Genomic DNA, 20,978 nt, shown 5'->3' with positions numbered 1-20,978 from the left:
GCGGAAGCTCGAAACTTCGCGTAGCGTGACCCCTTGCGCGTCTCGACCGCAGGCCGACGGGGGCTAGGCCCGCAGCGCTGGAGGAGTTTAGCGTGCGCCAGCAACTCCTCCCGTACATCATCCGGCAACAGCAGACGCTCAGTTTCAAACGCGCCATCACACAGAACCGTCCCGTCTTCCATCCTCGTCTCCATACTCGCTCGCCCGACGCGCGTCCCCGCGTACCTTGTCGGCCGGATAACGCGCCGCGTTGATGGCGATCTTCTCGTCGGCAGCGGCCAGCAGGTCGATGTCCAGCCGCTCGGCCAGGCGGACCAGATAGTTGAGGATGTCGGCGAGTTCGTGTGCGACCTGCCGTTTCTTCTCGGCACTCAGCTCGGCACTCTGTTGCTCGGTGAGCCATTGGAAGTGCTCGAGCAGCTCGCCGGCCTCACCCGCCAAGGCCATAGCGAGGTTCTTGGGCGAGTGGAACTGCTCCCAGTCGCGCTCGCGGGCGAAGGCGAGTAGACGGGCGTTGAGCTGATCAAGGCTATCCGGCATCGCTTGTGCCCACATCGGCCAAGCGCCCACGTGCCCTGACGATCGCAGCGCGCACTTGGGCCGGGGCCGTGCCGCCGAGGTGATCACGTGCGGCAACCGAGCCATCCAGCGTCAGCACGGCAAAGACATCGGCCTGAATCGCGTCCGAGAATCCGCGCAGCTCCTCCAACGTCAGCTCGGCAAGATCCCGACCTTCGCGCACACCGAGCCCGACCGCCTTGCCGACGATCTCGTGCGCATCGCGGAAAGCGATGCCTTTGCGCACCAGATAATCCGCGAGATCGGTGGCGGTGCTGAAGCCTTGCGCGGCGGCGGAACGCATCCGCTCACGATTGCAGGTGACCTCGCGCATCATCTCGGCATAGACCTTGAGCGAGCCCTTCAGATTATCGACCGTGTCGAACAGCGGCTCCTTGTCCTCTTGGTTGTCCTTGTTGTAAGCCAGGGGCTGGGCCTTCATCAGGGTCAAGAGGCCCATCAGATGACCGAAGATGCGCCCGCTCTTGCCGCGCACCAGCTCGGGCACGTCCGGGTTCTTCTTCTGCGGCATGATCGAGGAGCCGGTGCAGAAGCTGTCGGAGAGCTCGATGAAGCCGAACTGACTCGACGACCAGAGGATCAGCTCTTCGGAGAAGCGCGACAGGTGCATCATGAGGATGGCCGCGCCCGCCGTGAATTCGATCGCGAAATCGCGGTCCGAGACGGCATCGAGCGAATTCTCCGCCGGCCGATCGAAACCGAGCAGCTCCGCTGTGTAGGCCCGATCGATCGGATAGGTGGTGCCGGCCAGCGCGGCGGCCCCGAGCGGCATCACGTTCATGCGCCGCCGACAATCGGCCAGGCGCTCGCGATCGCGATCCAGCATCTCGAACCAGGCCAGCATGTGATGGCCGAAGGTGACGGGTTGGGCGACCTGCAGGTGGGTGAAGCCGGGCATGATGGTCTCGGCCTCGCGCTCGGCGAGATCCAGCAAGGCGGCTTGAAGGCGTGCGATGGCCTTGCGGATCAGATCGATCTCGTCGCGCAACCACAGCCGCACATCGGTCGCGACCTGATCGTTGCGCGAGCGCCCTGTGTGCAGCTTTTTGCCGGCATCGCCGATCAGCTCGGTCAGGGCGGACTCCACGTTCATATGGACATCCTCGAGCGGGATCGACCACTCGAAGGCGCCGGCATCGATCCGCTCCCGCACGCTCTCCAGTCCGGAGACGATGGCGTCGCGCTCTGCATCGCTGAGGATGCCTTGACGGGCCAGCATCGTGGCGTGGGCGATCGAGCCCCGGATGTCGTAGCGATAGAGGCGGCGGTCGAAGTCGACCGAGGCGGTGAATGCCTCGACGAAGGCGTCGGTGGGCGCGTTGAAGCGCCCGGCCCAGGGTTTGGCGGAAGGGCTTGGCTGGTGCATCTGCGGGATCCGAAGTGGTGCGATCCGAGGATTCTAAACCGCGCCCGGTGCGGTATGCGTAATTCGTTGGAATGGCTTGGCCGCGCCGGCTCCGACGACTGCCGGAGCCGGCGCGGTTTAAGTTATTAATAAAATTAAATTTTAAACCGCGTCTCGGCAAGATCGAGGAGGCCCCCGACGCTGAACACAACATGAAAACTACGCATGTCGCTCTGGACGCGGTTTAACCTGAGTAAAATGATCGTGAGCTATCTTTGACGCGAAGAGTCCGCGGCGGTGGAAGGACAGCCTGAACATGCGCTTCGCCAGGCTTGGCATGCCCATCAGGGCACACTTTCCGTTCGACCGACGAAGCACCATTGTCAGCCCGGCCCAGACCTGATCCATGGAAAAGGTTATGAACATCCTGGTCGTCGACGATGAAGCACAGGCACGCGAACGGCTTCGGAGGCTGCTGGCCGACGCCGACGGGCGGTACGCCCTGGCCGGCGAGGCGACCGACGGACGTCAGGCGATCGAGATCTGCAGGTCGCAGCGGATCGATCTGGTGTTGCTGGATGTGCAGATTCCCGGCATGAACGGGCTGGAGGCGGCGCGAGCACTGGCCGCGCTGGACCCCGCCCCGGCGGTCATCCTGGTGACGGCCTTCGAGCACGAGACCGTATTTGCATTCGCAAACCGACTCGCCGGTTATTTGGTGAAGCCGGTGTGTCGCGAGCGCCTCTTCGAGGCCCTGTTGCGCGTGCAGAATCCGACGTCGATTCAGTGCGTCGGGCGGGCCGGATCCCCCGATTCAGATCCACCTCGAATCGCCCCCCGGCGCCAGATCAGTGCCCATTACCGTGGCGGGCTGCGCACCGTGCAGATCGAGGACGTCATCTATCTGCGCGCCGAGCACAAATACGTCACGGTGCGTCACCTCGATGGCGAGCTTTTGATCGACGAGTCGCTGCGTGTCTTGGAGCAGGAGTTCACCGAGATGTTCCTGCGCATTCACCGGAATGCGCTGGTCGCGCGCGGGCAGGTCTGCGGATTGGAGAAAAGCGCGGACGGAGGTGCCTACATCCGGCTGCGCGATTGTGCGGAGCGGCTCCAGGTGAGCCGCAGGCACCTGCCCGAGGTTCGCCGGTGGGTCCAGGGAGACAATGCCGATCGGCGGATGCCCGGCTGATCCCTTGCCGCCCCATGACCCACATACTCGACTCACGCACCCTCGGATCGCGAGCGGCGCGTCCATCCCCAAAACAGAAACGCCAGCAGGCCGATCCATGCCGCAGCCAGCCAGCCGATGACGCCGTCGTAGCTGCCGACCAGAAAGGCGGCCGGGGCCTCGGGGTTGCCGTCGGTCATCCGCCGCGTCACCTGAATCACGAAGACCCAGCCCGCGTGCAACCCGATGCCCCATGCAATGTGGCCGGTGTGCTCGCGCACCAGGGCCAGAAAGACACCGACCATGAAGAGCGCCGCCATCGAGCTCAGATGTTTCCACTGAAAGACGTCGATGAAGACGGCGCCGAACATCTGCAACGCGCCCGCCCAATCGAAAAGCACACCCTCCGGCAAGGCGCTCGGCTTCATGAAGTGGACCAGCATGTACAGAAACGCGGTCCAGACCACGGCCGAGGCCGCGCCGTTGCGCCGACGGATCGCCGTGTAGAGCGCACCGCGGAAGAAGGTCTCCTCGAGCACCCCGATCAAGAGCCCGCCGATCAGGGCCTGGAGTGCCTTCTTTGCCAGGTAGGGCCAGAGTTCCAGATCCGCGTCGGGCAGCCGAATCTCCAACGCGACGAGCATCGCCGCGAGCACGGCGAGGATCGCCACCCCTTCGACCCAACCTAGAGCGAGCGCACGTCGGAAGACCGGCTTTGGAATGCCGTAACCCAACGCGGTCCGATCCGCGAGTTGCAGGCGCTTGAGAAAGGGCCAGAGCCCAAGCAGGATGAAGATCTGCGCCAACCGACCCATGACCCGCTGCGGGTCCTCGTCGAGCCAGCCGGTCGCCATCACGGGATAGGTCAGAAGCGCCCCCAGCAGGAGGCAGACGAAGAGATAGGCGAAAAAGAGTGCGGTAATGCGCATCGATTGGGATCTGTGCTTTCAGAGGGACGAATCAGTCACGCCAGGCCCCCGCCTTGCGGGCAACCACCAGCGAGCGGGTGAAGCCCGAGGGACGGGATGTTCCGGGGTCAGGAATTGAGCCGACGCAAAGCCGGCACCCAGCAGGCGTCCCAGGAAGTCGTCGCCATCATCGCGGAACGCCAGCACTGCGGCGTCCTGCTTTGCCGGGTCCACTGATACTGCGCCGGCAGCATATCCCGAGAAACGAATCGGCGAGCACCTCAGGCGCCCCCGCACATTGTGCCGCAAAGTGCCAAAGTGCAGTGCTTGCAATTTCTTTGCTGATCGGGCGGGATGATCGTGCAACCGCTCCATCAATCCGCACCCGAGGACAGAATGTATCGGGCTCGCTGACGCACCCGGCTTGTCATAGTCGATCGAGTCGGTCGACAATGCCTCGACACGCCGCGGAGATCGCACCCCGCACCTGCCCCCGGGCCATGATTCAGGCCCCATTGAGCCATCCGATGCCGCCGATCGCGACGCGAGACCAAGACCAGAGGTGGATCCGCTGATGTGCGGGATCGCAGGCTTCATGCTGCGCGAGGGGTCGCGCCCCAACCCTGAAGAGCTGGGAAGGATGGCCGCGGCCCTGGCTCACCGCGGCCCGGACGATCACGGCATCCATTGCAACGGCCCGGTCGGGCTAGCGCAGACGCGGCTGTCGATCATCGGACTCGCCACCGGGCATCAGCCGATGGTCTCGGCAGACGGACAGCTCGCGCTGGCGGCCAACGGCGAGGTCTACAACTATATCGAGCTGAATGCAGCGTTGCGCACGCAGGGTCGCGAGCCGCGGACCGACTCGGACTCCGAGACCATCCTGCACGCCTATGCCGTGCACGGCCTGGATTTCCCCGTCGAGCTACGCGGCATGTTCGGCTTCGCGCTCCACGATGCGCAGGCCGAGCGGCTGATCCTCGGACGCGACCGGCTCGGGATCAAGCCGCTCTTCTACGTGCGTCTGCCGGACCGCATCGCCTTCGCCTCCGAGATCAAGGCGCTCCTGCCGATCCTGCCGGGGCAGCCCCGCGTGAATCCGGTCGCCTTGCGGCAATTCCTGCAGAATCAGTTCGCGAGCGGCGAGGAGACGATCCTGGAGGGCATCCGACGGGTGCCGCCCGGCGAGATCCTGATCATCGATCGGGATCTGCGCATCGAGCAACGGCGCTACTGGTCGGCGCTCGACATCGCGCCTCGCGCAATCGGCCTCGAGGAGGCGCAAGCCGAGCTGAACGCGCTCATGCACGCGTCTATGCGCGAGCACATGCGCTCGGACGTCCCCTTCGGGCTCTTCCTCTCGGGCGGGGTGGACTCCGCCGTGCTGGCCGCGCTTCTGCACACCCACGGGGCCGGTCGCATCAAGAGCTTCTCGGTCGGCTATCGCGGCACCGCGATGGCGCACGAGCTGGACGAGGCGGCACGGGTCGCCGCGCATTTCGGACTGGATCACCGTCCCCTGGCACTCGAGCTCGATCAGGTCTTCGCACGTATCCCGCATACCGTCTGGGCGGCCGACGAGCTGATGCGCGACTATGCCAACCTGCCGACCTCGATCCTGGCCGAGACCGCTGCGGCCGATCTCAAGGTGGTCTTCTCGGGCGAGGGCGGCGACGAGGTCTTCGCCGGCTACGGCCGGTATCGCCCGCCGCCGGCCGAGCGCTGGATCAAGGGTTTGCTGAGTCCGGGTAGCGGCGGTTTCCGGACCCGCGGTCAGTGGTCGGGGCACTGGTCGCGACGGCTGCTCGGGTCGGCGCTCGGGTCGATCAAGGAGCCGGATCGCGCGCCCTTTCTTCAGGCCTGGCGGTCGACGCCCAAGCGCTGGTCCGACCTGCAGCGGCGCCAATACACCGACCTGGTCACCGCCCTCCCGGACAACCTGCTGGTGAAAACCGACCGCATGCTGATGGGCTTCGGGTTGGAGGGACGGGTGCCCTTCCTCGACCATCGCCTCGTCGAATTCGGCTTGTCGCTGCCCGATGCGCTCAAGGTCAAGGGTCATCAGGGCAAATGGCTGCTCAAGCGCTGGGCCGAGCCTATGTTGCCGCCGGGACACCTGGCGCGTCCCAAGCGTGGTTTCCATGTCCCGGTCGGCGACTGGCTGACCGGCGAGGTCGCGGCTCGTGTCGGCGAGCGCCTGGCACGGAGCCGTGGCATCCGCGAGTGGTTCCGCGTCGAGTCCATCCCCGATCTGGTCGCCGCCCGTCAGGCCGCCAAGGGCGGCAGTCGCGAGCTGTTCGGTCTCATGCAGTTCGCGATCTGGCATCGGCTCTTCATCGAGCAGCCCGGGCTCGCACCCTCGCCCGACGAAGATCCCTTGGATTGGATCGCGAGCCGCACCTGACCATGGCGACGACCGCCCCGCGGATTGCTTGCTTCTTCTCGACCTCCGGTCACAGCGGGGTCGACCGCGCGGCCAAGCACCTGATCCCGGCCCTGGCGCGTCGGGGCTATCGGGTGGATCTGCTCAAGGTCCGTCGGCATGGGCCGCACCTGGACGCGATCCCGGACGGGGTCTCGGTGGTCGATTTGGGCTCGCGGCATACCTACGCCTGCGTGCCGGCGCTGGTGCGCTATCTGCGCCGGGAGCGCCCGGCCGTGATGCTCTCGGACAAGGATCGGGTGAATCGCACCGCACTGCTTGCCGGCTGGCTCGCCCGCGTACCCACGCGCCTGGTCTTCAGCTCGGGGACGACCATCTCGATCGATCTGGCGACCCGCGGCGCGCTCGAGCGCTGGGTCCAGCGCACCTCCATGGGCCGACTCTATCCCTTCGCCGATCAGGTGATCGTAACCAGTGCCGGCGTGGCCGAAGACATGGCGCGCTACACCGGCTTGGCGCGCGAGCGCATCCGTGTGGTGCCCTCGCCCGTGGTGCCGGCGTCGCTCTTCACGGATGCCTTGGCGCGCCCGGATCACCCCTGGCTCGGCCGGTCCGACATTCCTCTCATCCTGGGCGCGGGCGAGCTGTGCGGACGGAAGGACTTCGAGACCTTGCTGCGTGCCTTCGCGCGCGTGCGGGCAGAGCGCCCCTGCCGCCTCATGATCCTGGGCGAGGGCCGCGCACGCGAGCGCCTGCTCGCGCTCGCCGCCGAGCTGGGCGTGGCCGAAGATGTCGCCCTCCCCGGCTTCGTCCCCGAGCCCTACGCCTTCATGGCCCATGCCGATCTCTTCGCCTTCACCTCGCGCTGGGAGGGACTCGGCTTCGTCATCATCGAGGCACTCGCGGTCGGCACACCCGTGGTGGCCACCGATTGCCCGAGCGGCCCGCGCGAGATCCTGCAGGACGGACGCATCGGCCCCTTGGTGCCGGTCGGCGACGCTGTCGCCTTGGCTGCGGCCATGATGCAGACCCTGGACGCACCGCCACCCGAGGCGCTCCTTCGGGACGCCGCCAGCCCCTACGAGATCGAGGCGAGCACCGATGCCTATTTGGATGCCATGCGACTGCCGCGGTGGGCGAGGTAGTAACGACGGTTTCTTTCCGAATGCCGATCAACCCTCGGCAATCAAACCAAAGGCCGCGAAGTAGGGCTGTGCGCTGATCTCCATCCGATATTCCTGTACCGCGTTCCTCAAGTCTGCCGGGGCCGACCCCATCCAAAAACATCGCATACCGCACCGGGCGCGGTTTAACTTAAAAAACAGTAGTTTTTGGATGCATTAGGGATACGTCGACCTAACCCCAATTGTCGGCCGAGAGAGGACGAACACATGACCGGAAGAAAATCCACGCAACAACCAAGACCCGCAACCTCAAGAAACGAGATTGTCATGAACGCCATCGAGTTGGACATCGAAATCACGGCAGACCGCTCAATCCACCTTAATCTCCCAAGCGAGGCGCGCACAGGCCGCGCGCGTGTCATCGTCCTGTACGAAACCGAGGAGAGTACGCAGGCCGACATCGCAGCCGTGCGAGGGAATCTCGACGCTTTCCTCGAGACACTTCCCAAAAACTCACCCGGGCGAGATCACCGATCGATTGCTGCCCAAGTCGAAGCCGAGCGTGCGAGTTGGAAATGACGATGACTCGCATCTTCCTCGACACCTGTATCGTGATCGATTTGGTCGAAGGCACCCCGGAGCAGCAGGACAAACTCAAGGCGCTGATCGCCGGCAAGGAAGTCTTCGGCAGCGAGCTCGTTCGCATGGAATCCAGGCTACAAGCGGTTCGTGATCAACGAGACGACTTGCTCAACATCTACGACAGCTATTTTGACAGCTGCCTGCTCGTCCCTTTCGAACGTTCGCTGTTCGATCTCGCGAGTCGCCTCCGTATCGATCACGGGATCAAGACACCTGATGCACTCCACCTGGCCGCGGCACTGACATCCGAATGCGAGCAGTTTTTTACCAACGACAAACATCTCGCCAAGGCTGCTGGACATCAACTCGAGGTCTGGGATTGGACACGCATCGGAGAGGCATCAGGCCAACGGGCACGCCCATAATTGCAGGAAGAGCACTGGACCTTGGTCGCGAATCAGCGATACTCGCCGAGAATCCCGGACAGATCATAGATCGGCTCGCTTGGGAACTGCTCCGGATCCAACCCGGTCTCGCGAATTGCCCAATCGCGGCCATCGTCCCATGCCGATTCCAGCGCCTCGGCCAGGATGGCCGGATTGCGAAGCCCCGGATTCTTTCCGAGGAGACGCTCAATTTGGCGACGTTGGGTTGCAACGGAGTTGCGCCAACTTTTCTCGTTGGTCGACGTTCGCTCGGTTTGCACCTCCAACTTCAGGAGGTGCGCGACGATGACCGCCATGCGTGCAGCCAGCGCGCGTTGCTCGGAGCGTCCCATCTCTTCGATCTCTCCGGCTAGATGCTCGCGATCCATACGCCCGAGATTCCCTTCGCGCACCGCCGCGGCCTGCTCCCGGGTCCAAGAGAAGAAATCTTGCTCATACGCATTGCTCATACGCGGTGCCTACGCTAGCCAACCATGGAGTGATGATAACCGAATGGTGTGAGTCCGAAGGCCGGGATGAGCCGCGCGAACCGGCTTGACCGCGGCGCCGAAGATGCCGGGGTTCGTTCCTCACTTCAGCCTGCGGTCCTGGAGGCAAAAGGAAAGACCCGACCCCGGAACCCCACCCTTGCGTGTCGAACCCCACCCTTGCGTGTCGGGCACAGCACGTTTAGACTATGTATAAACATTTGCCGGAGCCGAGCCGTGACCTCAATCGTTCTCGACATCAAACACTGGGGCAATAACCTCGGTGTGCGCTTGCCCGCCACCATTGCCCGGGCGGCCCATCTGCACGCCGACCAGCGTGTCAACATCACCGTGGAGGGCGAACGGGTCATCATCACGCCGATCCGCGACGAACGACTGACTCTGGAACAACGCTTGGCCCGCTTCGATCCCGAACGCCACGGCAGCGAAGCGATGCCCGCCGAGAAGACTCTTGGCGCCGAACAATGGTGAAAGCAGTCAAAGCCTGGGCGCCGAACCGGCAGGACGTCATCTGGATCGACTGCAATCCCCAGCGCGGGCAAGAAATGCGGGATGTTCATCCCTTTCTGGTGCTCTCGCCCAAAGTCTTCAACGAACGGACCTCGCTGGTCATCGGCCTGCCCATGACCACCGCAGCCTATAACGCCGACAACCCCTTTGCCGTAGCGGTCGGTGCGGCCGGGGGGCGCAAGGCCGGGCAAACCAGCTACGTTCTCTGCCACCAGCCCAAATCCTTCGACTGGCGTCTGCGCAGCGGCACACCACATCCGATGAAACGCATCCCCGATGCCCGCTTTGCCGAGGTGCTGGACGTTCTCAACCAGATCTTACAACTCGCCTGAAGGCAGCCGTTTCCGGTGAGGAGGTCATCATCGCGAGCCATGGCCAGGCCCAGGTCCGGCTGGTTCCATGCGTGGCCTCGCCCGGTTTGCGCCATTGGGGGGCCTTGTCCGGGAAATTCGCGGACGTGGATGCAGCTTTTGGCGAGCAGGCGGACGCCGACGTCGGCAAGCTCTTCGACGACGCATGAAACTGCTGCTCGACACCCAGATCATGCCGTGATGACTGCTGGGCGATTCGCGGTTGCGACAGCAGACGCGCGAGTTCATGACGACAACGGCTTGCCTGGTTTCCGTGGCCAGCGTTTGGGAAGTGGCGATCAAACACCGCTTGGGGAAGCTCTCGGTTGACCCCGCCACCTTCCGCGATCAAAGTCTTGACGCCGGTGCTTCGTTGTTGATGATCAACGATGCGCATGTCATCGAGACGGGAAGCCTCCCCGGCTTTCACGAAGACCCCTTCGACCGATTGATCATTGCTCAGGCACGCACCGAGGGTTAGATGGCGGTCTCCGCCGATGCCATCTGGAGCGAATACAGCGTCGACCTCAGGCGACCTTAGCCCCGCGGTTGGCTCGCCGCGTCGAGATCCCCATTCCATGCTGCGCGCCTTCCTCAAGACCCGGACAGGCGAGAAAGGGCTCCGACCCTGAGGTATCCCCACGAACTCATGCCCCGCCGGCACCGTCGGCGAGCAGCCCGTCATGGTCGCCCTCTCCAGGATCGCTTTCGCCCAGCAACGCCGAGATATCGCGTCGACCATGCAAGACGCGCCAAATGTCAATCTGTCCGGCGTCGTCGACGTAGAAGATCAGATACGCCGACTGTTTGATCGGCCAACTGCGCAGGCCCGGGATCCCCAGCAGATCCGCGTAGCGGCCAGAGCCAATGGCCGAATGCGTGGCGAGGGTACGCAGCGTATGTTCAAGTCGGTCGGCAAACTGCGTTGCCAGGCTTGCTCCGCCTTCGGCGCGGCAGTAAGCCACGATCGCATCGATGTCCGCTTGTGCGAGCGGTCGGAGAAGCAGACGCTTGCCGATCACTCGGCGATCTCGCCGGCGGCCCGTGCCCGCAACCTGGCGAGCCAGGCGTCGTCGATCGGCTCCGCCGGTCCGGAGTCGCGCCCCGCCAGCAACCGCTCGCGCAGCATCTCGATATCGCGCTCGCGCCGAATCAGCTCGCGCAGATATTCGCTCGTGCTGGAGTAGCTCTGCGCGGCGACCTTTCGATTCACGAAGTCGCGCAAGTCTTCGGGCAGGGAGATGTTCATCGTGGCCATGGTCGGCGCTCCGCAGTTTGGCAGCCTTTGCCAAAGCTAGCACGGATCGACGCCGACTGGCACTGCTCTCTCTTGGCCGGGCCGGAAACGGCCCGCGACGGGTACCGACCGGCTTATACGATCAACCCTCGGCCATCAACCCGAAGGCCGCGAGATAACGCCGTGCGCTGATGTCCATCCGATACTCCTGCACCGCTTGCTTCAAGACATCGGGCGACGGCGGATTGCGCAGGGTCTCTTCCATGGCGGCGGCCAATGCCGCGACATCGCCGACCGGCACCAAGGCGCCGAACGCGCCGTCGCGGGTGATCTCCCGCGGTCCGCTGCGACAATCGGTCGAGACCACGGGTGTCCCCAGCGCGAGCGCCTCGGTCAGGACATTGGGCGAGCCTTCCCAGAGCGAGGAGAGGGCGAAGAGCTTGGCGCGCGCCAGAAAGCGGTAGGGATTGGGCTCGAAACCGGGCAGGGCGACGTCCTCTGCAACGCCCAGATCCCCTGCGAGGCGCTGGAGGCGCCCCTGCTGGCGGCCCTGCCCGAGGATCATTAGCCGACAGGGCAAACGCGCATGGAGCAGGGCAAACGCCTTGATCAGGGTCGCGAAGTCCTTTTGGGTGCGCAGGCCGCCGACGCCCATGATGACCGGGGGCTGGTCGGTGCCGAACCAGGGATGATCGAGCGGCTCCCGGGCCTGCGCGTAAAACTCGGGCGTGATGTTGGGGTTGCGCACTACGCGGATGCGGCTCGGGGGGATGCCCGTGACCTCGGCGATGTCGGCCGCGACCCCGTCGGACACGGTGACGACCCCGTCGGCCCGCTGAAAAAGGCTCCGCAGCTCGCGCTGCTCCCACCAGCGTTTGAGCCGATTCTTCCCGCGCGCACGCCAGCGCTCGGACATGGTGGTGCCGGGGCGCAGGAAGTAGCGCGTGTCGGTGGAAGAGCGCGCTTTGACGGCGAGCGCGATGCGGTCATCCTCGGTCTTGGCCGACAGCACGACGGCCGGACGGCTGCGCTCGACATACTCGGCGAGGAAGCACTGTCGCTCTCGCGGCCGAACGTGCCCGAGTGCATGGATGGTCACGGTAGCAGGCAGACTGTCCAGAAAGGGCGCCTCGCGACGGCCGACCACGAAGTCGACCGGCACACCCTGATCGGCAATCCCGCGGGCGATGTTGACCATCATGCGCTCCACCCCGCCATCGCCGAAGCTCGGGATGAAGAGGCAGACCGGGCGCGATGCCGAATTCGGCACGGTTTCGGCGATGGGTTGATCCGGCGGGGGGATGACGGGCATTGATCGTCCTCGACACGGCGGTCGCACCGTGCCGAGTCTTGTGGTGGATATCGAATTTTTCAGGCGTTGCAGCCGGAGCACCGAGCGCAGATCGATGCTTCCGAGCTTCCGTGCTTCCGAGCTTCCGAGATTCCGGGTGCGAACGGACCGAAACATCCATCGAGGCCCGCGCCTCGGTGCACCCGGGTCCGCGATCGCGCGTATCATACCTGTCCCGAGCCGACATCCTCACCCGAGAACCCTTCGAGACGCAGCCCTTGCCCGAGACGCCCCGCCTTATGCCGAGCATCGTGCCCACCGACGGTTGGTCACGCGCCGGTCTCGTCGGACTCTATGTCTTTGCCTTCTTCGGGCTGCTCGGGATCACGCCGGCCACCGTCGGTCTGGTCCTGCTGACGCTCGCCTTCCTGATCCGATTCGACGCCTGGCGGCGGCTCGCACGGGATCCGGTCGCCCTGACGGCCCTGGCCTTCGGCCTCTATGTCGCCGTGCACAGCGCCATTGCCTATGTCCTACAGCCGACCCCGGCGCTCGCACAAGCGGTTGTCGAGAACGGATCGGACTGGCTGAAGCTGCTGCTCTTCATCCCGCTCGCCTACTGGGTCGCAGGACGCCCGGACCGGGTGCGTCTGGTCCTGCTGCTCGGGCTCGCGGGCTTCACCCTCGCGACCTTTCGCAAGATCGACTGGGCGAGCCTCGACGCCGCCTTCTTCTCGACTCGGTTCGAGTCCTACCTGCCGGCGATCGCATTCGGGATGTTCGCCGGGCTCGGCGCACTTGGGCTCCTCGCGACGCGGCGCGCCTTCTGGGCGGTGCGGGATCGGCCCTGGCAGCGTTGGCTCGCGATCACGCTCTGGGCCGTCTGGCTGCTGATCCTGTTGGAGGGCCTGCTCCTGTCGCAGTCGCGCGGCTCCTGGCTCGGCTTTCTCGGCGGTCTGACGGTCTTGATGCTGCTGGAATGGCGGGCGCGACAGGTGACGACGGCAACACCGACACGCCGACGTTGGGCGGCGATCCTGCTGGTCGTCGCCGTCCTCGGGGTCATCCTGTCGACCCAGTATCAGACCATCGGGATGCGGCTTACGGACCAGACCGAAACCTTGCAACAGGTGATGAGCGGCGATGTGACCGAGGTGACCTCCGATCCGGTCGGCCTGCGCGTGAACGCCCTGCTCTTCACCGTTGAGAAATGGCGCGAACGCCCTTGGTTCGGCTGGGGTGCGGGCACCAGCCGCGAGTGGATCGCAACAAGCGGGCGCACGGACACCCTCCTGGACAACGTCAATTGGCTGCCGCATCTGCACAACGCCTATGCCGAGACCTTGTTTCAATTCGGCTCAATCGGTCTGCTGCTGGCGGTGGCGCTGGTCTGGGCGCTGGTGCGTGCGACCGGCGACGAATGTCGCGCCGGACGCCTCCCCGCCGACCTCTGCCGACTTTTCCTGATGACGCTCGTGTTCGTGCTCATCTGGAATCTGTTCAACTATCGCGTGGTGCGCAGCGACTGGATGGTCTTCTGGATCCTGCTCGCAGGGTCCGCCTACAGCTTCCGTCTCGCGCGGCTGACGGAGCCGCCGGGAGACGGCCGCGGATGAAGATCCTCATCGTCAGGCTCTCCGCGATCGGCGACATCGTCTTCGCCTCGCCCCTGATCGCGGCCCTGCGACGCGCCCATCCGCAGGCGCACATCGCCTGGCTGGTACAGCCCGAGTATCGCTCGCTGCTGGACCGACACCCGGATCTGGACGAGGTCATCGTCTGTCCGCTCCGTCACTGGCGACGCCTGTGGCGCGAGCGGCGTCTGCGCGAGCTGATGTCTGGGATTGCGGCGCTGCGGACGACTCTGCGCGAGCGTCGCTTCGACCTCGCCATCGATCTGCAGGGATTGCTGAAAAGCGGCGCCTTGACCCGGCTCTCGGGTGCTCGCGAGCGGATCGGTCTGGGCTCGCGCGAGGGCAGCCAATGGCTGATGACCCGCACCGTTCAGCGCGGCGGAGATCCCCGGCGTATCGGCTCGGAGTATCTCTATCTGGCACAGACCTTGGGTCTGCCGGCGGATGACTTCGCGATGGCCGTGTATTACGGCGAGGCGGAGGCGGACTTCGCAGAGCGGGTCATCGCCGAGCATGATCTGAGCGACGGCTATGCGGTGCTCTGCCCCTTCACGACGCGTCCGCAAAAACACTGGATCGAGGAGCGTTGGGCACCGCTGGCGGCGCGCATCCAGGCGGATCTCGGCCTGACGCCGGTCCTGCTCGGCGGTCCGGCGGACCGCGAGGCGGCGACACGGATCGCCGATGCCGCCGACACCCCCTTGGTCGACCTAACGGGCCGCACCAGCCTCATCGAGGCCGCGGCCCTGATCGAGCGCGCCTCGCTCCTGATCGGTGTGGATACCGGTCTGGGCCATATGGGCATCGCCTTCGCCACACCGAGCCTGCTCCTCTTCGGCTCGACCTGTCCTTATCGCGACACCACGCGCGGAAACGCCCGGGTGCTGTATCACAGGCTCGATTGCTCGCCCTGCAAACGGCGCCCGACCTGCGACGGTGCCTTCACCTGCATGCGCCTGATCACGGTCGAGGAGATCCTGGACGCAGCCCGCGGCGTGCTCGGGGCTGCGCCGTGAGGATCCTCCATGTCGAAGGCGGACGCCATCTCTACGGCGGGGCCTATCAGGTGCTGCACCTGTTGCGTGGACTCGACGCGCGCAGTCATGAGAATCTGCTCGCCTGCCCCGCCGGATGTGCCCTGGCCGAGGCCGCTGCGCCCGTTGCGCAGGTCTATGGCCTTCGGATGCGCGGCGATCTGGACCTGCCGATGGTCATGCGTCTGCGACGCCTGATCCGTGCGAGCCGACCGGATCTGGTACACCTGCACAGTCGCATCGGCGCCGACGTCATGGGCGGCATCGCGGCGCGCCTGAGCGGTGTGCCGGTCATCCACACCCGCCGGGTCGACAACCCCGAGCCGCGCTGGCTGGTCGCGCTCAAGTACCGCCTCTTCGACCGCGTGGTGGCCATCTCCGAGGGGATTGGCGATGTGCTGCTTGCCGAGGACCTCCCCGCCGCGAAGCTGCGGGTCGTGCGCAGCGCGGTCGACTATGCCGCCTACGCCCGGCCCTGCGCGCGCGACTCGATCGCCGCCCGGCTCGGGGTGCCCGAGGACGCGCTTCTGATCGGCGTCGTCGCCCAACTGATTCAGCGCAAGGGGCACGCCGATCTGGTCGAGGCACTGCCCCCGTTGATGGATCGCTACCCCGGCCTGCAGGTGCGCTTCTTCGGGAAGGGGCCGCTCGCGGATGCGCTCGAAGCACGGATCAACCGGAAGGGCCTGACCGGGCGTGTTCGGCTCCTCGGCTTCCGGGACGATCTCGCCGAGATCATGCCCTGCCTGGATCTGCTTGTTCACCCGGCGCGCATGGAAGGGCTCGGCGTCTCCTTGCTCCAAGCCGCCAGCGCGGGCGTGCCGATCGTCGCGAGCCGCGTCGGCGGCATCCCGGAGGCGGTGCGCGACGGCGAGAACGGGCTTCTGGTGCCTCCCGGCGACATCGCGGCGCTGAGGGCCGCACTCGAGGCCCTGCTCTCCGACCCCGAGCGTCGCCGACGACTCGGCGCAGGCGGACAGGCCCTGATGGCGCGGGAGTTCTCCATCGATGCGATGGTGGAGGGCAACCTCGCGGTCTATCGCGAGCTATTGGGTGAAGCGGCACCGCGCTCCGAGCCGGGGTGACGGATTTCGACTTGACCAACGACTCCAGCTATCTATGTCAGATCCATCTAGTCTCCAAATGGTCGCCAGCAAGGCCCTCGGCGGTGCCGAGCGCTGGGCGATCCGCTTCAGTCTTGCGCTTGCCGAGCGCGGAGCCCCGGTCGACTTGGCGATCCGCCGCGGCAGCGGGCTCGACGCCCTCGCCTACGGATCTCTCCAGGTCCATCGCCTGCCCTTTCTCACCACCTGGGATCCGCTCTCGCGCGATGCCGTCTCGCGCACCATCGGCCGGGTTCAACCGGACATCGTCCAGACCTATATGGGGCGGGCTACACGGCTCACGCACCTGAGCCTACCGAAAGGACCGATTCATCTCGCACGGCTGGGCGGCTATTACACACTCGGGCCTTTTCGCCACGCCCACGGCTGGATCGGCAACACCAAGCAGCTCTGCGATTGGATGATCCAAAACGGCCTGCCGGCCGATCGGGTCCATCACATCTACAACTTCGCCGAGCCGGTGCATCCGGTGGCGCCTGAGCAGGTGGCCGAGCTACGCGCTCGGCATGGCGTTCCGGACGAGGCGTGGGTGATGGTCACCTTGGGGAGGCTGGTCGGCTTCAAGGGACACCGGCACCTCGTCGATGCCATGGCCCGGCTCCCGGAGACGATCGATGGACGACCGTTGCGTCTGATCATCGTCGGCGACGGACCCTTGGGGCCGGCGCTGCATCGTCAGACGATCGAGGTCGGGCAGGAGAAGCGTATCCTCTGGACCGGCTGGCAGAAGGATCCCTCGCCCTATCTGCAGATGGCGGATCTCGTCGTCTTCCCGTCCTTGGACGAGGAGCCGATGGGCAATGTCATCCTGGAGGCTTGGGCGTGGCGCAAGCCCTTGGTAACCGCCAACTTTCGGGGGGCGCGGGAGATCGTGCGGCATGGCGAGGACGGGTGGACCGTGCCTTGCGCGGATGCGGCCGGGCTCGCCGAGGGGATTCGCGAGGTCGTGTCCGACCCGACACTCATGTCGGGCCTCGCCGAGCGAGGCCATATCCGGGTACAGCGCGACTTCAGTCGCGATGCGATCCTGGATCAATATCTGGCCCTGTATCGGGAGCTTGCAGGCTGAGGGCAACCTCGCCGCACCGAGCCGCCTACGGGCACCCGGCAATCCGCGTACTTACGCGGCAAGCTCGGGACGCAATCGCGGCAGATCGATCCGCAGGAGACGGGCGTGCGGGGAATAGAGATCGTAGCGCTCGAGCTCGCTCAGCGGCACCAGCCGGGCGCTCGTCACCTCGGGGGAGCGTGCAACAAAGGCACCCGAATCGATCTGCCGACGCAGCGCCTCGAAGCCCATCGCGGGCTGGCAGACGAAATAGAAATCGAGCCGATTCGACCCCGGCTCCTCCTCGATGAACGGCATCGCATCGACCCGCAGCAAGTGGATCCCGGTCACATCGATGCCGAGCTCCTCGACGACCTCGCGCTCCATGGTACGCTCGAGCACATCGTCCGGCAGCCCGGTGTCCTTGGCGTCGCGCGGACGCTGCGGCATGGCTTCCAGTGACCCGCCCGGCAGGCCCCAGGCACCACGCCGGCGATAACTGTGCTCGATCAGGAGAACCTCGGGCGGCGACCGGCTCGTATCCAGCACAACGCCGACCGCGCCGACGATCCAGTCGCGGGCCATGAAACGCTTGAGCAGGCCAGCCAGTCTCGGCGGAAAGAGGCGCCACAGACGGAGTGCGACGCGATGCAGCGCCGGTCGCCGTTCGATCCAGTGTGTCAGCCCAGACAGCATCGCGCGTCTCTGCGTTGAACCCATTCTGCCGGCCGAAGGTGGCGGCGGACGGGGTAAGAAACCTGCACACGATGCTACGAGAAGGCGGATACCGAATCAAACGGGCCACCTCGAGCCGCCTGCACGATCAGTGTTTAAACCGCGCCGGGCGCGGTTTAGTCGGCATCGCCCTCGCCGACCTGGTCGCGTCGCTCGACGGTCTCCGGGTCGGCCGTAATCGGCCGGTAGATCTCCACCCGATCACCATCGCTCAGACGGGTCTCGAGCTTGATCAACCGCCCGAAGATGCCGACCTTGTTTTCCGCCAGATCGATCTCGGGAAACTGGTCGAGCAGGCCCGAGCGCTCGATCGCATCGCGCGCGGTGCTTCCGTCCGGGACATCGAGCTTCAGCCAGGTCTGCTTGAACTTATCCGCGTAGGCAACTCCGACATGCATGGATCAGACCCTCAAAACGTCAGACGAGGTTCGGTGAAACGACTCAGGCGGTCGCAGCGGCAGGTGTTGCGCGCTGCTTGATTGCGGCGACTCGGGCGTCGATCAGACGCTTGCCGGCGAGCATGAAACCGAGCGCCAGGAATCCGCCGGGCGGCAAGATCGCAAGCAGGAAACCGCGGTATTCCGGAATCAGGGTCAGCTCCAGAAAGGCCATCCCTTCCCCGAGCAGCAGCTCGGCGTTGGCGAACAGCGTCCCGCTGCCGATGATCTCGCGGATCGCACCGAGCACGACCAGGACGAAGGTAAAGCCCACGCCCATCATCAGCCCGTCGAAGGCCGCCGGCATCGCTGGATTGCGCGAGGCGAAGGACTCGGCCCGGCCCAGGATCGCGCAGTTGGTCACGATCAAGGGGATAAAGAGACCCAGGACCTTGTGCAGATCGTGCAGCCAGGCGTTGAGCCCCAGGTCCACCAGGGTGACCAGGACGGCAATGATCAGCACGAAGACCGGGATCCGCACCTCGGGCGTGATCAGGCCGCGCAACGTGGAGATGATCAGCCCGGAGGCCACCATCACCGCGGTGGTCGCGAGCCCCATCCCGAGCCCGTTGGTCGCCGTACCCGTCACGGCGAGCAGCGGGCAAAGGGCGAGCGACTGGGCGAAGACCACGTTGTTGTCCCAGAATCCGTCGCGCGCGATCCGGCCCCATCGGGTTCGGTTCTTCTCGCCTGTGGGTGCGGCTTTCGCCGTGGCTGTCGCTGTGCTCATATCGCCTCGATGCAATCTGTCCCGAAAAGATCTCTACGGCGCGACGCCCGACTCAGGGCTGCCGCACAGGGGCTTGGGTGCGCGCCGCGTCCGGCGTGTCGACCTGAACGACCGCGGAGGCGGTTAGGGTGTCGCGGTGTTTGGCGAAAAACTCCAGTCCGCCGCGCAGTGCCCCGAGGATCGCGCGCGGCGTGATGGTGGCCCCGGTGAACTGGTCGAAGTCGCCGCCGTCCTTCTTCACCGCCCAGCGCTCCGCCGGCGGATTGCCGAGACTCAGCCCGTCGAAGGCCAAGATCCAGTCGCCTTTGGCGACTTCCATCTTGTCCCCGAGACCGGGCGTCTCCGCATGCGAGAGGACCCGTGTCCCCAAGACGGTCCCGGCGGCGTCGAGCCCGAGCAGCAGCTCGATCGTTCCGGCATAGCCGACACCGGTGACCCGATAGGCGACACCCGTCACCTGGAGGCCTTCTCGCGCGCGATACACGGTCAGGGGTGCGCCGTCAGGACCTTCCAGCGTGAGCGGATCGGCCAGCAGGTCGTTGTCGTGGATTGCGGGCGGGATCACCTGCGCGAGTGAAGCCTTGAGATCCTCGGCCTTGCGTAGTGCGATGGTGTCGCGCGTGGCGATATCGCCCATCACCAGAAGAGCCGCGGCGATCAGGGTGAAGCCCCCGAGCAGACCCGCCTGGTAGCCGATGCGTTTTCGATAGCTGGGTTGGGCGACGGTCGTCATTTGCGCATCTCGGCGTTGTCGGCGTATTCGATCGGCGTGCCGCGGCGATCGCGGCCGTAGATACGCGGCCGAATATAATGGTCGATCATCGGCGTGCAGGCGTTCATGAGGAGAATGGCGAAGGCCACACCCTCCGGGTAGCCGGCCCAGGTCCGGATGACATAGACGAGAACCCCGCAGCCGGCCCCGAAGAGGATCTGGCCCATCTTGGAGACGGGCGAGGTGACCGGGTCGGTCGCGATAAAGAAGGCCACCAGCAGCGTCGCACCCGAGACGATGTGATAGAGGGCGCCGGCGTATTGCTCGGGGTCGTAGAGATTCATCAGGGTGGCGAGGATCGCGAGGCTGCCGATCATGGCCACCGGCGTGTGCCAGGTGATGACGCGCTTGGCGAGCAGGAAAAGCCCGCCGAGCAGGATGAGCAGGGCCGAGGTCTCGCCCATGCTGCCGGCGATGGTCCCGACGGCGCCCGAGACCAGGTGGGCGATGCCGGGGATGATCTCGGACAGACTCATGCCCTGACTCAGCTCGGTGCGGACATGGCTGAGAAGGGTCGCGCCCGAGACGGCATCGAAGCCCGGTTGACCGAGACTGATCCCTACACTCTGCATCAATCCCGGTGCATCGGCGGAAAACAGCGGCATGGGCTGGACATAGTTGGTCATCTCCAGGGGAAAGGAGATCAACAGGGCCACCCGCGCCACCATCGCCGGATTAAAGAGGTTTTGACCCAGTCCGCCGAAGACGTGCTTGGCGACCACAATCGCGATCACCGCACCGATCGCGCCGATCCACCAGGGTGCCCAGGGCGGCAGACTCACCGCAAGCAGCCAGGCTGCGAGCAGTGCCGAGCCGTCGAGCAGGTAAAGGCGCTGGGGCTTGCCGGCGAGCTTCAGACAAGCCGACTCGGCAAGAAGCGCGGTCCCGATCGTGGCGAAGAAGAGAAAGATCGCCGGCCAGCCGAACTGCCAGAAGCCGAAGAGGGTCGCCGGCAAGAGCGCCAGCATCACCAGGGCCATGGTGCGCTGAATGCTGCTGCGTTCGTGGGCGAAGGGGCCGGCGCTCGAGGCCGGTGTCTCGATCTGCATC

Annotated in this window: 24 protein-coding genes; 11 read left to right on the top strand and 13 right to left on the bottom strand. The window is 65.4% G+C overall.

Features of this window, described 5'->3' with window-relative positions; translation table 11 throughout:
* Nucleotides 1-156: 156 nt before the first annotated feature.
* Nucleotides 157-540, bottom strand: coding sequence for a nucleotide pyrophosphohydrolase (locus BDD21_RS08545; protein ID WP_120796803.1), 384 nt, complete (start codon nt 538-540; stop codon nt 157-159).
* Nucleotides 530-1,945: an argininosuccinate lyase gene (gene argH / locus BDD21_RS08540; RefSeq protein ID WP_120796802.1), complete on the bottom strand. Its 1,416-nt coding sequence runs from the start codon at nt 1,943-1,945 to the stop codon at nt 530-532. The genes BDD21_RS08545 and argH overlap by 11 nt, the downstream gene beginning before the upstream one ends.
* A gap of 397 nt (nt 1,946-2,342) precedes the next feature.
* Here argH and BDD21_RS08535 point away from each other — a divergent pair, with 397 nt between their 5' ends.
* Nucleotides 2,343-3,116 carry a LytR/AlgR family response regulator transcription factor gene (locus BDD21_RS08535; protein ID WP_120796801.1) on the top strand — a complete coding sequence of 258 codons (774 nt, stop codon included), beginning with the start codon at nt 2,343-2,345 and terminating at the stop codon, nt 3,114-3,116.
* Nucleotides 3,117-3,148: 32 nt separating this feature from the next.
* Here BDD21_RS08535 and BDD21_RS08530 read toward each other — a convergent pair whose 3' ends face one another.
* Nucleotides 3,149-4,024 (bottom strand): CPBP family intramembrane glutamic endopeptidase, encoded by an 876-nt coding sequence (locus tag BDD21_RS08530; RefSeq protein ID WP_120796800.1) that lies wholly within the window; start codon nt 4,022-4,024, stop codon nt 3,149-3,151.
* A gap of 553 nt (nt 4,025-4,577) precedes the next feature.
* Here BDD21_RS08530 and asnB point away from each other — a divergent pair.
* The 4 genes from asnB to BDD21_RS08510 all read left to right on the top strand — a co-directional run bounded on the left by asnB (nt 4,578) and on the right by BDD21_RS08510 (nt 8,517).
* Entirely contained in the window at nt 4,578-6,407 is a 1,830-nt protein-coding gene (gene asnB, locus BDD21_RS08525) for an asparagine synthase (glutamine-hydrolyzing) (RefSeq protein WP_120796799.1), read from the top strand.
* A gap of 2 nt (nt 6,408-6,409) precedes the next feature.
* Complete coding sequence (locus BDD21_RS08520) at nt 6,410-7,531, top strand: glycosyltransferase (protein WP_120799824.1); 1,122 nt, start codon at nt 6,410-6,412, stop codon at nt 7,529-7,531.
* Nucleotides 7,532-7,837: 306 nt separating this feature from the next.
* Nucleotides 7,838-8,089 carry a hypothetical protein gene (locus tag BDD21_RS08515; protein ID WP_120796798.1) on the top strand — a complete coding sequence of 84 codons (252 nt, stop codon included), beginning with the start codon at nt 7,838-7,840 and terminating at the stop codon, nt 8,087-8,089.
* Between the two features lie 2 nt (nt 8,090-8,091).
* Entirely contained in the window at nt 8,092-8,517 is a 426-nt protein-coding gene (locus tag BDD21_RS08510; protein WP_170164714.1) for a type II toxin-antitoxin system VapC family toxin, read from the top strand.
* A gap of 32 nt (nt 8,518-8,549) precedes the next feature.
* Here BDD21_RS08510 and BDD21_RS08505 read toward each other — a convergent pair whose 3' ends face one another.
* Nucleotides 8,550-8,987 carry a DUF29 domain-containing protein gene (locus BDD21_RS08505; RefSeq protein ID WP_120796796.1) on the bottom strand — a complete coding sequence of 146 codons (438 nt, stop codon included), beginning with the start codon at nt 8,985-8,987 and terminating at the stop codon, nt 8,550-8,552.
* A gap of 255 nt (nt 8,988-9,242) precedes the next feature.
* On the opposite strand from BDD21_RS08505, the gene BDD21_RS28560 reads away from it, so the two are divergent.
* Together BDD21_RS28560 and BDD21_RS08495 are read left to right on the top strand one after the other, a co-directional pair.
* Nucleotides 9,243-9,497 (top strand): AbrB/MazE/SpoVT family DNA-binding domain-containing protein, encoded by a 255-nt coding sequence (locus BDD21_RS28560; RefSeq protein ID WP_120796795.1) that lies wholly within the window; start codon nt 9,243-9,245, stop codon nt 9,495-9,497.
* On the top strand, nt 9,491-9,868 hold the full coding sequence (locus tag BDD21_RS08495; protein WP_120796794.1) for a type II toxin-antitoxin system PemK/MazF family toxin: 378 nt from the start codon (nt 9,491-9,493) through the stop codon (nt 9,866-9,868). Before BDD21_RS28560 ends, BDD21_RS08495 begins: the two co-directional genes overlap by 7 nt.
* On the opposite strand, the gene BDD21_RS28245 is transcribed toward BDD21_RS08495, so the two are convergent.
* The 4 genes from BDD21_RS28245 to BDD21_RS08470 form a co-directional block, all read right to left on the bottom strand.
* A complete protein-coding gene (locus BDD21_RS28245; RefSeq protein WP_211335006.1) occupies nt 9,843-10,466 on the bottom strand; it encodes a hypothetical protein in 624 nt (207 codons plus the stop codon). The genes BDD21_RS08495 and BDD21_RS28245 overlap by 26 nt on opposite strands.
* Nucleotides 10,467-10,533: 67 nt before the next feature.
* Nucleotides 10,534-10,908, bottom strand: a complete 375-nt coding sequence (locus BDD21_RS08480) for a type II toxin-antitoxin system RelE/ParE family toxin (RefSeq protein WP_120796792.1) — start codon at nt 10,906-10,908, stop codon at nt 10,534-10,536.
* Nucleotides 10,905-11,144, bottom strand: coding sequence for a type II toxin-antitoxin system ParD family antitoxin (locus BDD21_RS08475; protein ID WP_120796791.1), 240 nt, complete (start codon nt 11,142-11,144; stop codon nt 10,905-10,907). Before BDD21_RS08475 ends, BDD21_RS08480 begins: the two co-directional genes overlap by 4 nt.
* 121 nt (nt 11,145-11,265) lie before the next feature.
* Nucleotides 11,266-12,435 (bottom strand): glycosyltransferase, encoded by a 1,170-nt coding sequence (locus BDD21_RS08470; RefSeq protein ID WP_120796790.1) that lies wholly within the window; start codon nt 12,433-12,435, stop codon nt 11,266-11,268.
* Between the two features lie 257 nt (nt 12,436-12,692).
* Between BDD21_RS08470 and BDD21_RS08465 the strand changes: the two genes are divergently transcribed.
* Genes BDD21_RS08465 through BDD21_RS08450 form a run of 4 tightly spaced genes read left to right on the top strand, consistent with a single transcriptional unit; the run spans nt 12,693 to nt 17,275 of the window.
* Nucleotides 12,693-14,030 carry an O-antigen ligase family protein gene (locus tag BDD21_RS08465; RefSeq protein WP_245969475.1) on the top strand — a complete coding sequence of 446 codons (1,338 nt, stop codon included), beginning with the start codon at nt 12,693-12,695 and terminating at the stop codon, nt 14,028-14,030.
* Nucleotides 14,027-15,064, top strand: a complete 1,038-nt coding sequence (locus BDD21_RS08460; RefSeq protein WP_120796788.1) for a glycosyltransferase family 9 protein — start codon at nt 14,027-14,029, stop codon at nt 15,062-15,064. The genes BDD21_RS08465 and BDD21_RS08460 overlap by 4 nt, the downstream gene beginning before the upstream one ends.
* A complete protein-coding gene (locus BDD21_RS08455) occupies nt 15,061-16,167 on the top strand; it encodes a glycosyltransferase (protein ID WP_120796787.1) in 1,107 nt (368 codons plus the stop codon). The genes BDD21_RS08460 and BDD21_RS08455 overlap by 4 nt, the downstream gene beginning before the upstream one ends.
* A gap of 34 nt (nt 16,168-16,201) precedes the next feature.
* Nucleotides 16,202-17,275: a glycosyltransferase gene (locus BDD21_RS08450; protein ID WP_120796786.1), complete on the top strand. Its 1,074-nt coding sequence runs from the start codon at nt 16,202-16,204 to the stop codon at nt 17,273-17,275.
* A gap of 51 nt (nt 17,276-17,326) precedes the next feature.
* Here the strand turns inward: BDD21_RS08450 and BDD21_RS08445 are convergent, their stop codons facing one another.
* The 5 genes from BDD21_RS08445 to BDD21_RS08425 all read right to left on the bottom strand — a co-directional run bounded on the left by BDD21_RS08445 (nt 17,327) and on the right by BDD21_RS08425 (nt 20,977).
* Nucleotides 17,327-17,950, bottom strand: coding sequence for an NUDIX hydrolase (locus tag BDD21_RS08445; RefSeq protein ID WP_120796785.1), 624 nt, complete (start codon nt 17,948-17,950; stop codon nt 17,327-17,329).
* Between the two features lie 155 nt (nt 17,951-18,105).
* Nucleotides 18,106-18,387: an RnfH family protein gene (locus BDD21_RS08440; protein ID WP_120796784.1), complete on the bottom strand. Its 282-nt coding sequence runs from the start codon at nt 18,385-18,387 to the stop codon at nt 18,106-18,108.
* A 43-nt stretch (nt 18,388-18,430) separates the two neighbouring features.
* On the bottom strand, nt 18,431-19,156 hold the full coding sequence (locus tag BDD21_RS08435; RefSeq protein WP_120796783.1) for an electron transport complex subunit E: 726 nt from the start codon (nt 19,154-19,156) through the stop codon (nt 18,431-18,433).
* Between the two features lie 52 nt (nt 19,157-19,208).
* Nucleotides 19,209-19,889, bottom strand: a complete 681-nt coding sequence (gene rsxG, locus BDD21_RS08430) for an electron transport complex subunit RsxG (RefSeq protein WP_120796782.1) — start codon at nt 19,887-19,889, stop codon at nt 19,209-19,211.
* Nucleotides 19,886-20,977 (bottom strand): RnfABCDGE type electron transport complex subunit D, encoded by a 1,092-nt coding sequence (locus tag BDD21_RS08425; protein ID WP_120796781.1) that lies wholly within the window; start codon nt 20,975-20,977, stop codon nt 19,886-19,888. The genes rsxG and BDD21_RS08425 overlap by 4 nt, the downstream gene beginning before the upstream one ends.
* Nucleotide 20,978: the final 1 nt, after the last annotated feature.

Source organism: Thiocapsa rosea, from assembly GCF_003634315.1.
Taxonomy (GTDB): domain Bacteria; phylum Pseudomonadota; class Gammaproteobacteria; order Chromatiales; family Chromatiaceae; genus Thiocapsa; species Thiocapsa rosea.
The sequence above is the reverse complement of the archived record's forward strand: the minus strand, read 5'-3'. Positions and strand labels throughout refer to the sequence as shown.